Annotated in this window: 13 protein-coding genes; 1 reads left to right on the top strand and 12 read right to left on the bottom strand. The window is 43.8% G+C overall.

The window, feature by feature from the left end; translation table 11 throughout:
• Positions 1 to 406: 406 nt before the first annotated feature.
• The 12 genes from BN1938_RS18855 to BN1938_RS18910 form a co-directional block, all read right to left on the bottom strand.
• On the bottom strand, positions 407 to 1819 hold the full coding sequence (locus BN1938_RS18855) for a sugar transferase (RefSeq protein ID WP_050642006.1): 1413 nt from the start codon (positions 1817 to 1819) through the stop codon (positions 407 to 409).
• Positions 1820 to 1882: 63 nt separating this feature from the next.
• Positions 1883 to 2584 (bottom strand): polysaccharide biosynthesis tyrosine autokinase, encoded by a 702-nt coding sequence (locus tag BN1938_RS18860; RefSeq protein WP_050642007.1) that lies wholly within the window; start codon positions 2582 to 2584, stop codon positions 1883 to 1885.
• A 63-nt stretch (positions 2585 to 2647) separates the two neighbouring features.
• Positions 2648 to 3385 carry a CpsB/CapC family capsule biosynthesis tyrosine phosphatase gene (locus tag BN1938_RS18865; protein WP_050642008.1) on the bottom strand — a complete coding sequence of 246 codons (738 nt, stop codon included), beginning with the start codon at positions 3383 to 3385 and terminating at the stop codon, positions 2648 to 2650.
• A 577-nt stretch (positions 3386 to 3962) separates the two neighbouring features.
• A complete protein-coding gene (locus tag BN1938_RS18870; RefSeq protein WP_050642009.1) occupies positions 3963 to 4547 on the bottom strand; it encodes an LPXTG cell wall anchor domain-containing protein in 585 nt (194 codons plus the stop codon).
• A gap of 53 nt (positions 4548 to 4600) precedes the next feature.
• A complete protein-coding gene (locus BN1938_RS18875) occupies positions 4601 to 5677 on the bottom strand; it encodes an LCP family protein (protein ID WP_050642010.1) in 1077 nt (358 codons plus the stop codon).
• Complete coding sequence (gene srtB, locus BN1938_RS18880; protein WP_050642011.1) at positions 5652 to 6437, bottom strand: class B sortase; 786 nt, start codon at positions 6435 to 6437, stop codon at positions 5652 to 5654. The genes BN1938_RS18875 and srtB overlap by 26 nt, the downstream gene beginning before the upstream one ends.
• Before the next feature lie 18 nt (positions 6438 to 6455).
• Positions 6456 to 7235: a YveK family protein gene (locus tag BN1938_RS18885; protein ID WP_050642012.1), complete on the bottom strand. Its 780-nt coding sequence runs from the start codon at positions 7233 to 7235 to the stop codon at positions 6456 to 6458.
• Positions 7236 to 7423: 188 nt separating this feature from the next.
• The gene (locus BN1938_RS18890; RefSeq protein WP_050642013.1) at positions 7424 to 8293 is read right to left on the bottom strand and encodes a MerR family transcriptional regulator; all 870 of its coding nucleotides are present in this window, start codon (positions 8291 to 8293) and stop codon (positions 7424 to 7426) included.
• Between the two features lie 126 nt (positions 8294 to 8419).
• Positions 8420 to 9163, bottom strand: a complete 744-nt coding sequence (locus tag BN1938_RS18895; protein WP_050642014.1) for an ABC transporter permease — start codon at positions 9161 to 9163, stop codon at positions 8420 to 8422.
• Complete coding sequence (locus BN1938_RS18900) at positions 9160 to 9882, bottom strand: ABC transporter ATP-binding protein (protein WP_050642015.1); 723 nt, start codon at positions 9880 to 9882, stop codon at positions 9160 to 9162. Before BN1938_RS18900 ends, BN1938_RS18895 begins: the two co-directional genes overlap by 4 nt.
• 413 nt (positions 9883 to 10295) lie before the next feature.
• Positions 10296 to 10634, bottom strand: coding sequence for a hypothetical protein (locus tag BN1938_RS18905; RefSeq protein ID WP_050642016.1), 339 nt, complete (start codon positions 10632 to 10634; stop codon positions 10296 to 10298).
• 15 nt (positions 10635 to 10649) lie between these two features.
• Positions 10650 to 11423 (bottom strand): SDR family oxidoreductase, encoded by a 774-nt coding sequence (locus tag BN1938_RS18910; RefSeq protein WP_050642017.1) that lies wholly within the window; start codon positions 11421 to 11423, stop codon positions 10650 to 10652.
• Between the two features lie 268 nt (positions 11424 to 11691).
• Here BN1938_RS18910 and trxA point away from each other — a divergent pair, with 268 nt between their 5' ends.
• Positions 11692 to 12009 (top strand): thioredoxin, encoded by a 318-nt coding sequence (trxA, locus tag BN1938_RS18915; protein WP_050642018.1) that lies wholly within the window; start codon positions 11692 to 11694, stop codon positions 12007 to 12009.
• Position 12010 lies beyond the last annotated feature (1 nt).

Genomic DNA, 12010 nt, shown 5'->3' on the forward strand with positions numbered 1-12010 from the left:
GTGAGAAAAAAATACGGCACAATATTCTTACCCCAATTCTTTTTTATCTTATTGAGCCGTACTTCCCGAATTCAAAATACCGCCATATTGTTATTATTCTCTCCACAACACTTTTGTGTATTGTACTTCAACCTTAATGTGCAAAGGTACTGCTAAGCCACACAAAATACCAGCATATTGAACATATCAGGCACGCCCTCCATAGATTCATGGAGGCATTGTCCAAATAATGAGATGTCAAGAAAGGGTAGTGAGTTCAGAAATTAAAAACTCTTTTAACAGCCCAATTCTGTGTCTCCATATTAGCTTCCTGTTTTCCAGAATTTATGTTCAAACATAACTAAAAAGCAACGCATGTCATGGCCTCCAACTCCAAATAATTGTTATTATTTTGAGTTTAAATTCCCTAAACCGCCCCCTTCTGCCCCAGCACAATCAATACCGTCCGCCAAATAATCTTAAAATCCATCATCAGCGTCCATTCTGTTATGTACTTAGCATCCAAAGCCACAACTTCCTCAAAGTCCACAATATCACTTCGGCCACTCACCTGCCACATCCCAGTCAGTCCCGGTCTCATAGCCAGCCGCTTCCTGTGACGCACTTCATACTGTTCATACTCATCCACCGTTGGAGGCCGTGTGCCTACAAGGCTCATGTCCCCCTTCAGGACGTTCCAGAACTGCGGAAGTTCATCGATACTGCTTTTCCTTAAAAAGTGTCCGATGGGGATGATCCGCGGATCGTTATCCATCTTGAACATAAAGCCGCTCATCTTGTTCTGTTCCATCAGTTCTTTTTTCCGCGCCTCTGCATCAGGGTACATGGTACGGAATTTGTAAATCTTAAACCGTCTTCCGTTTCTCCCTACTCTTTCCTGAGAAAAGAAAACCGGTCCTGGTGACTGCTTCTTAATAATCGGAGCAAATATGATAAATGCAATCCCGGTTATTATCAGTCCTACCAAACCTCCTGCAACATCCATCAGCCGTTTGAAGAACAACTGCCTCGGCGTCGCGAACTTCATACTGGAAGACAAGACCATATAACTTGCAAATCTCTGGATTCTTTTGTTTTCAACCTGCTCTGTAAATCGAGCCAGGTTTACATGGGATACCAAGCCCATGCCCACGAATATGCTCATCAGCCTTTCGGCGTCTTTTTCCTGCCCGGGCAGGTCTATGAACACTTCGTCTATGATGCTGTCTTGTATGTATTTGATGATATGGTCTTTATCGGCCACTACGGGTACATATTTGATACTGGTTCCAACCTGGTCGGCTGTGTCATACAGCGCGCAAGCGGTCAGCTGGTAATCTCTGTATGGCTGAAGCAGACCTTCGATTGTTTCCTCAATCCGCGCTGAGGTAGATATGATCAGCACTTTTCTTCTGGCTTTCTTACCGCTTATCCGCATGCGTATGATCCGCTTCCAGAATAATCTTTCCACAATCATAAAGCACATGCTCATAGGGCACATGGATAAAACTATTGCCCTTGAATAGGAACTGGATTCTTTAAATATGAACATCCATATAATAAGCCCTACTGTGACAAACCCACAGTGTAATATTGACTGCTTTATCTCCGCCATGTAACCGCGGCGTATGATATTTTCATAACTGTTTATAAAGAATACTGCCAGCAGGCTTACAAACACGATGGCCCAAATCATACTCTGATACTGATCGCTCAGACCGCCCTCTGGAAAACCGTTTCTTATTAAATAAGAAATGAAAAATGCAACCTCAAGGCACACAATGTCCAATATCGTAAAGTCTAAATGTTTAGCCCAGCCCTTTACAATATTCTGATACATGCTTCTCCCCCATCCTCATACTACTTAACGGATACTAATCGGTTTCTCATTCCATATACGGTATCACTCTTCGTTTCCATAGTTTCCATAGTACTTGCCGTAATATCTTCCGTAGTATCTTCCATAATATTGGTTCAGCTTCATATCAACCTTGTTCAGTACAACTCCTAAGATCGGGCATTCTGATTTTTCCAGCTGCTTTTTAACATTTTTAGCAAATTTGTAACTGATCGCCTGAGATGCAATTACCATCACAGCAGCATCGCATTGTTTTGCTATGATCGCGCTGTCAATTACACTTCCAAGAGGCGGTGCATCTATAATAATGTAATCATAAACTTTTCTGGCGCTACTGATTAAGTTTTCAAAGCGCTTGTGTCCCAGAAGCTCTGCGGGATTCGGCGGTACCACACCTGCAAACATCACAACAAGGCCGGCTTTCTGCGTCTTGTACATGATGTCACCGACCTCAGCCTGACCGGCCAGAAAATGAGACAATCCTTTTATGGATCCTGTTACCTTATGGCGGCCGGCAAGTACTGACTTTCTAAGATCTGCATCAATAAACAACACCTTTTTCCCTGCCTCTGCTAAAGAACTGGCTACAGAAAGGGATACTGTGCTTTTTCCTTCATTTGGCGTACAGCTTGTAAAAACGATGACCTTATTATCCGCTCCGGAAAATTCGATATTCGTACGGAGGGTCTTATACGCCTCATTACTTCTGAAATCCTTGTCCATGCCTTTCAGCACCATTTCCTGCATTACACTTATCCTCCTATGACCCTGCTTTCCAGCTGCAACTCTTTCAGTTGCTCCAAGGGTGTCTTAACTTTCTGTTTCGCTTTTTATCTTTCTAAGCATGGATGACGCGTTAACGAAAAATATCTTTCTCATGTACGGCTCCCCATATTTTTTCTTTACATATGCCGCTGCCTTTTCCATTCTGGGGGCTCTGCTCTCCGAGTGGTGTGCATCCGTGCCTACGCCAAACACCATATCCTGATTCATCAGATCCTTTACAAACTGCCTGGCCTTTCTCCCGGAATCTCCAATAATACTGCCCGAGTTAATCTGTATATTAACCCCCATGTTCCAGATATGCTCTGTCAGCTCAAACTTATCAACCAGACAAAGATATCTCTCCGCATGCGCAAGAATCACTTCGTACCCCGCTGACTGTATCTGCTGCAGTCCCTGTTTGATATAGGAAAAATTATCTCCTGGTGAAAACTCTACCATGACCTGATTTCTTCTGTTCATTGTGAGTATCTCACCCCGCCTGATCTTTTCAGGAACATCCTGTCCAAAATATATTTCCGTACCAAGATAGATTCGGAATTTGTCATCAATGTTCTGTGCGGCTTTACGGACTAAAGTTAGTTTCTTTCTTAATACGTCAGGATGCTCGTGTCCTCTGCGGGGATGGTAATGGGGAGTCGCTATCATACAACGGATGCCTTCATCATAAGCAATGTGCAGCATCTTCTCTGTCTCCTCCATATTGGCAGCCCCATCATCTACTCCAGGAAGGATATGGCAGTGCATGTCAATATATCTTTCCATCAGGCTGGCCTCCTAGTCATTCCTGTGACTTTCTATCTATATATCTGTACTATGCATTAAAACATAGTATTACACCTTTTTCTTTTACCAGATACAACATTTAGTTTATCGCTTACTTTCCCATTTGTCAAGAAATCTGTAGAATTTGTACTAACATTGCGTTTTATTGTCATATTATGCAAATTACCAGAAAGCCCGCAAATACGCCACAATTCAATTTATAAACTTTGTTTTTTTATGATTAATTGGTACGAAGTGCGCAAATAACAGACTTTATCACAAAATGCAGAGCAGACTCGCACACTTCTATATGTGTCTGCCGCTTTTTTTACAGAATTTGCTTTTTTATATGCCGCCGTAATTACACTCTGTAAATGTGCTTCTTTTTGTAACTTATTGGAATTGCCCGCTTTTCGGGTATATACCTTATGGCGGCGTTTGCATCCCCCCCGGAGGGTTTTGTATAATAGGAAAGTGCTAGGCAATTTCCTATTATACAAAAAAATCTCTTTCTGGCAATTACTGTCAGAAAGAGATTTGATTTGCTTATTCTCATTTGTTGTTTTATAAGTACAAATTATTTGTTATAAGCTTTTTTTCTGTTCAGGCCGTAAGCTCCAGCTGCTGCTGCCATTGCTAATACGCCTAATGCAAGAACGAGTGAAGACTCGCCTGTCTTTGGTGATGTTCCAGTTGCTGTTCCATTACCGCTGTTTGTTAATGTGCTGTTGTCAACAACGATTGCTACTGGTGATAAGCTGTCGAAAGTACCTGTGATAACGCCGTCGCCAACGCTTCCTGTTACGTTCTTCCAGCTGCCGTCAAAGTGAAGCACTGCTGCTTTTGTGTTTGATGTTGCTCCTGCTAACGGGAAGCTGATTGTCAGCGGGCCATTAGCAAAATCCCAATCCGGTGCTGTCAGATCAAATGATGTTACCAGTGTTCCGTTCGGAATAACTGCTGTGATGTCTGCAGCGCTTGGTGTCTGTGTTGCAGCGGCAAATGTTACGGTAACCGGATTGCCGTCCTTGTCTGTGGCTTTTGTACCACTCTGGAAATTAGCTGACGGGCTTCCTGCAGCAAATACACCCATGGTCATAGTAAGAAGCATTACGGCTGATACTAAAACCCCCACTAATTTCTTCATTCTACTTTTTTTCATGACTAGTCCCTCCTAAGTAAAATAATAAAATTCTAGTTCATTTCCATATTGTATCACATATCCTTCAATTTGTAAAAGGTTTTAACTACCATTTTTTGTAATTCGTCCTCATTTGTATAAAATTCGTCATGTTCTGCACCGGCCCGTTCTTCTCCGGGAATCGTCTGGATTTCGCCGGACATCTCATAATTGGATAACGCCATAATCTCATCCGCGCTCATATCCGTCGTGAAATAAGGGTTTGCTCCTGTCATGAGTTTGGCATATAGCTCTGTATCCCTCTGGGATGCATCCTTTAATTGTGACATCAGCGCCATGACGAACTGTGTCTGCCGCTCCATTCGGTCATTGTTGCTTCCTGTAACGTTGATATCCCGGTAACGTACATACTTTTCTGCCTGTTCTCCCGTCAGAGTAAGGGTTTTCCCCTGCTCAAAGACAGGATCTACATAGGTATAATCCTTGGGAACCGTAATCTCAACGCCTCCCAGCAGATCATTCACCGTAGAGATTCCGTCAATACTCATTGCAATGGATGCACTGATTGGAACACCGTACATCAGGTTTGATACTGCCTTCTTCATCAGCCAGGCACTCTTCTTCTCACCATCTCCGTATGCATACTGGAGCGCAATCTGCATTTTCTGTGTCGTTAAGTACTCTCCTTTTTCAGAATATACGTCTACATTCGTCATTGTATTTCTGGAAATTTGGAAAAGCTGGACCGTCTTCTCTTTCTCATTAAGCGCCATCAGTATAATGCTGTCTGCCTGACCGCCGTCTCCCATGAACTGAGCATAGTCCATATCACCCTTTTTATCCACCCCCAGAAATACCACCGCCTTAATATCCCGGTTGTATTCATATGCCTGTCCCTGGTAGGTTATATTCTTTGAATCTGATTTGGTCTCACTCTGCGAGGACGAAGCGGACTTTTTAGAAGGCACCTGCGCCTTTTCCTGTCTGGACTTCATAAAGAATAATGTGCCCGCGATTATCACGAGAATGATCACTGCGATAACACCCACGATCAAACCTGTATTCTTCTTCCCATGCCCTGTAGGCTTATTCCCGGTATGACCTGAACCATCCGAACTTCTTTTATTATTGTGCTTCATATTCATACTCATCTGTCAGTACAGCTCCTACTAAATACCTGTTATCCGGTCTGTCGCCAATACAGGTGCTCATTGTAATAATACGGCTTTCCGGCCCCACCTGCACATTGTCATTAAAATTGCTTCCTAACTCCCGGACTGCTTTCAGCGAATCCAGATAAGCCTGCTTCTGATGATTCATCGTAAAATCAAAGGACAGCAGAATATGTCTGTCGTCATAAACAACTGCCTCAAAAACCTCATATGTGAGCTTCTTCTCCTGTGTGTATATATACACTTTTGAGTGTTCCTGAAAATACGTTGGGTCTTCATAATTATGTAAATTCTGGAACATGGAGCCGTCCAGCATGTCGTGTCCGTAAATTACAGTATTAAAATCAGAAAAATCTTTTGCATTCAGATTCTCCGTATAGATTGATCCCGGCAGGCCCGCCTGCCCGTCTATTGTGTTGTCCAGATAATACGTGTTATCCGTAGCACTCTGTACGATCGGATAATTGATGTTCGTATCCGGGATGGAAATCCATGCGTAAATATCGGGATTAGTCTCCTGTAACTGTTTAAAATCTATCGGATTCGGTTCTTTCGGGGCCTCCGGACTTTTTGGTTCCTCTGTTTCTTTTTCCGGTTCCAGGTTCACCTGTTTCTGAACCTCATCGTAAGCGTTGCTTCTTTTGTCCTGTCCTGCAAAATAATAAATGATATAACCAATGCATGCTGCCGCAATCAAAACCAGAACTACGGTTAAGGCTGCTTTTGTACTTTTTTTCAACTTCTGAAACCTTCTTTCTTATTTCTTATGAGCCTGCGAAGAGCCTGACTTTCTTTTTTTCTTTTTCTTCTCCCCGCCATACTTGCTCATGCGCTGTTTCTTTGTTGAAGATTCTCCTGCCTCCAGCGGAATTACCGCTAATGTATTCATATTAAGATACTTTCTTACATCATCCTCTGTCTTAATGGAATCATCCAGCAACAGCAGAACGATAATAATTGCTATTGCAAGCAGTGCCGCAAGCAGTCCGCCTATTGCCACGTTCTTCTTCAGAACAGGGCTGGAGGGGTACTCTGAAATGACAGCTTCCTCCACGATGCTTGGCTTGTCCGTACTCATGACTTCTGCAACTCTGTCAGCGGTTGCATTGGCCATTGCGTTGGCGATGTCTTTTGCCAGTTCCGCATCCGGATTCTCCACACTGATTTTCAAGATACGGGTGTCTGCAGGATTGGATATAGAAATAGTCTTCACCAGGTCTTCATAAGTCGTATCCAGGTTCAGCTCCTCGATTACATTTTCCACAACAGGCCTGCTTGTAGCCAGCGTCTCAAAATCAACCGTGAGCTGTGTCCCCATCTGTATATCCGCCAGAGATGTCACACTGGTTGTCTTCGTTAGAATATAGATCATAGATGAAGAAGTATATTGCGGCACCATCAGGAACTTGGTCGCGGCACCTGCAATCACTGCTCCGGCAGCCAGGCAGAGTATAATCAGCCATGCTTTCCGCCAAAGCGCGTGAATTATCTCTAGTAAATCAATCTCTATTTCATCATCTCGTAATTGCTCTTCCATTATAAAAATCTCCCTCTTTAATCGCTAGAATCTGTTTTATTCTAGCACAGGAGACGACAAAACACAACTGGGAATGACAAAAAATACGGGGATTTGGAGAAGGATGTGAGTGATGCCTGCTGCGAAGAGAAGCGTGGCAGGCCAGGTTCATCCGGCAGGCCGGTTAGGGCTTATTCTCAGGAGATTGATTACTGTTGAAAAATTGAATCCTCTTTTACGATTTTCCTTACCGGGAACTGCACCTCTGAGAGCCATTCTGATTCTGTTTCTTTGTTCCATACTCCGTCTATATAGGATTCCCTTGGGCTGCCACAGATTTCATAGCCGTTTTCTTCTATAAATCTTATGACCGCGGCGTATGCTTCCGGGAATCTTTCATATGAACCTTTGTGCAGTACGCATGCGGCAGTTTGTACTTCTGGTATTACTTTGAACTGAACTAGTTCTGAGTCAGGTTTTTCTTCGGTGACTGCTTCACATATTTCTGCGTCTATGTCTTCTTCTCTGTGTTCTCCGTCATGGTAGATGGTGAAGCAGTATTCCGGCTCTGCACAGACGCACCCCAGACGTTCCATTTCTTTTCCCATGGCGGGCATGACATCAAACATGGCACCGTAGTCCGGCAGGCGTTTTTTCATGTATGCGACGGTTACCTCAGGTATCTTTTTAATGAGGACATGGTAATTCGTATTTATATTTTCAGAAGATAAGTAACATTCTACCTGTGCCAGTTTGGCAGTTTTCTCTGCAATCTCGGCCAGGAGCTGGCGTTTTTTTGCCCGCAGTAATACTTCCTCTGATTCACCTCTCTGTATCCCTTTTATTTCTTCCAGGGAAAATCCCATGTTCCGAAGCACCAGTATCTGGTGTATGACAGGCAGCTGGCCGGCTGTATAATAGCGGTAGCCCGTTGCAGTATCTACACTGACCGGTTTTAACAGGCCCTGCTCGTCATAATAGCGCAGTGTTTTTACGGTTACGTGGTTCATGCTGGCAAACATGCCGATTCTATATAATTTGAAGGGTTCCTTTATATCGCAGATGTGCTCTTTTTTCATGGTTGTCCGCCTTTCCTAATACAGGGTCTCTGGAGTTACTATTCACGGACAATAGGCTGTGAATAGCACCCCTTTGGAGACCCTGCACAATAAAGTTTTTAACATATGCTGTTTTTCAATAGTAAGTTACTCCCACCGGAATGTCAATTTAGATAGAACACAGCAGATAACGGTAATAGTTACCATCAGAAGAACTGTGCCGCTGATATTTTCAACCGCACCACCCATTGATACCTGCTTCATCAGCTTGATTCCCTGCGTCAGCGGCAGGATGGACGCCACATTCTGCAGTCCTTTTGGAAATAGTTCAAAGGGAATTGTTGCACCTGATAAAAATAACATGGGAAAATATACTGCTGTGGTTATTACGTTTGCCGCCTTTACCGTTTTACACAAGCCCGCAATTAGCATTCCGACACTGTACATAGCAGCCATTACCAGCAGATAGGATGCCAGAAACAAAAGTACATTTCCCTTCATCCGATATCCGAATACCACTACGGAAACCAGTGAAACCGCAGCGCATGAGACAAGTGCTGTTACCACGCCGCATACGACCACTGCTCCCAGAAGCATCATTGGGCTGCAGGGTGTCACGAAAAAGTGTTTCAGGATCTTTTTATCGCGGTAATCTGCAATTGTCAGTGGTATTCCCATAAATGCGCTGGCGCAGATACCTACCGCGGTCAGCGATGCAAATGCGCTTTCAAGATACGTAAGGCTTCCTCCTGATCCGGCAGTTTTGTTTCCTGCAATTACGGCAATCAGCACCAATACTCCTACCGGCATGGCAACGCCGAAGATCAGGCCGTCGGGGCAGCGCAGTCCCAGCTTTTGTTCTATTTTATATAAGGTTCCAAATTGTCTCATGCCAATTCCTCCTCTCCCATATACCACAGATACGCATCTTCCAAATTGTCATATGGACTCGTCTGGATGATTTCTTCCACTGTCCCCTCTGCGATCTTCTTTCCCGCTTTTATCAGCATGATCCTGTCACACAAACTTTCTGCTTCTTCCATATAATGTGTGGTCAGGAATATCGTCATACCGTTTTCCTTTAATTCCCTGAGAGACTGCCAGACTTCCCTGCGCGCAGCAGTATCCAGCCCGGTTGTCAGCTCATCCAAAAATACCAGTTCAGGATCCGGCATTAACGCAAGCACTACCGACAGTTTCTGGCGCTCTCCCCCCGATAACTTGTCCACTGGCTGTTTACGCCGTTCCCACAGCTTAAACCTGCGCAGCAGATCACAATAATCCGCCGGATTACGGTAGAGTACGGATAGCTCTTCGCATATCTCCTCAACCCGAATGTTGTTCTGAAAGTTAGAGGACTGCAGCTGAACCCCTACTTTATGAAAGAGCTCTTTCCGTTTCTTTCCCGGCTCCATTCCCAGTAGTTCCACCTGTCCTCCATCCGCTTTTTTTAAACCCAGGATGGCCTCAATTGTCGTACTTTTTCCAGCCCCGTTGGGTCCAAGCAGCCCGAAGACCTCACGGCTGTATACCTGAAATGACAGATTGTCAACCACGGTTCTGTCCCCAAACTTTTTTGTTAAATGTTCTGCTTTCATACATGTTCTCATCTCTCTGCTCCTCCTTACAAATTCATCCTACAGTCTCCCGTAAGGGAAGAGTCAAGATGTTTTTTATATTTCTGAATCCTATTTCTGAATCATGCAGAATATAACAAAGTGGGCAAGCCCACAGGGGCTTCCCATCCCCTCACTCATGAGGGGCTTGCACACTTTGGCACCGCCGCGATGCCGCCTTGCGGCTATATACCTTATCGCGGCGTGTGCATCCCCCGGAGGGTTTTTATGATATAGGAAATTCCAAAGGAATTTCCTATATCATAAAAAAATGCCCTGCTGAAAACATCTAAAAAATGTTTCGGGCAGAGCAGTTTCTTCTTATTATAATGGATATAAATTTAACAACTTTTAAGTATAAAGATCTTATCACCATATGCGATGTAATTTTATAACACTTTAATTATTTAGAGCGGATATATATTTAGCCGCTTAATCTTTCCATTTTCATCCGTTTTCTCCAGAAAAGCGGTTACCGGCAGTATTGTATCTCCATACTGAATAAAGTACCACACCTGATTATCCCCATTGTATTTGACACTGTATATTTTGAATGGTCCTCCATTAAAGCCAAACTTATGGTGAAACATCATTTCTACGGCCATTTTCCCTTCCAGATGCATCGTATCGCTTCCAATCTTTATTAAGGAAGCATCGTGAAGAACCCCGTACTCATTAAACAGGTCGGCCAGCCCCACATTATCACCACGCTGCATACAGTCCATATATTGTTCTAAAATTCTCATCACTTTCTCTCCCTTCTAAAAACGCTCTGAACGCAATAATGCATCAATTCCGCCGTCTACAAATAAGATAATTCCATTGATCCCGCTGGCCAGCGGCGAAACAAGGAATAACATGCCGTTTGCAATTTCCTGTGCATCTAGAAATTCTTTTCTTCCATACCGCGTTGGAATCGGAATCAAAAGCGCCGCATCCCGCTGCGCATCAGTCATTCCCTGTGTCATTGGAGTCGTTGTGTTGCCGGGGGCAACCGCATTTATACGCAGACCGTCCACTGCCCACGCAGGAGATACTCTCCTTACCCACCTGGCCAGAGCATGCTTGGAAGAGCTATAGGCGGATGGAGCCATTGTACGCGGTATATCTGCCGCCATCTCCAATATCCGTTCTTCGTCCATGACGTTTGACATCATGTCTACCCAGTCACACCGGACCGTATTATTTGTCACCGAATTTGAAGAGGTCATAACACAGCTCCCGTTCTTTTTCTTCAGCAGTGGGCGCAGTCCCTCTGCAATCTCAATTCCCGCAAAGAAATTCAGACTAAATATCAGCTTAGGCGGTGCAGTGGGCCCCACGCCGGCATTGCAGAACAGCCCGTCAATCCCATCCGGATAGCGTAGTTTTACTGCCTCAATTGCATTCTGGCGTTCTTCACTTTTAGAAAGATCTGCCAGGAAATCTCCCTCTTTTAAGTCAATATTAAAAACCTCATGGCCCTGCTCCAGCAATGTCGTCCTTACAGCAGCCCCGATACCTGTTGTTCCTCCTGTAATAATATAAACACTCATAATAAACCTCCCTTTTCAAAAGTGTATTCCAAAACTGTACATTTACATTACCACGCAATAAATATACTGTCAATTTAAATAATATTTTAACAATAGTCTGATAAATTTTAAACATACTTTTATTTTCATCAAAAAGATTCATAAAAACACTTGACACCACAAACTGATACTAATATAATTGCAGTATAAACTGTAACTATCAGTATTACATTTATATTCACAGCACTGCGCAGAAAACAAAAAAGATAAAAATCAGGAGGTGCCAAAGATGAGTCAACTCACTTTAACAAGCAATAACTTTCAGGAGCATACAAATCAGAATACAACCCCCATAATTGTGGAATTCTGGGCGCCATGGTGCGGTTACTGCCGCCGTCTGGGCCCCGTAATCGACCAGCTGGAAGAAGACCTCCAGGGTACAGTGGCAATCGGAAAAGTCAATCTGGATGACGAGCCGGAACTAGCGGAAAAGTTCGATGTGGACACGATCCCCTCCCTGTTAATGTTCAAGGACGGCCAGCACAGTGAACTGCTTGTTAATCCGGGCTCGAAAGCAGAGATACAAAAGTGGATAAAGGAGGTATAGA

The sequence above is a fragment of the Eubacterium sp. SB2 genome (assembly GCF_001244405.1).
Taxonomy (GTDB): domain Bacteria; phylum Bacillota; class Clostridia; order Lachnospirales; family Lachnospiraceae; genus Faecalicatena; species Faecalicatena contortus_B.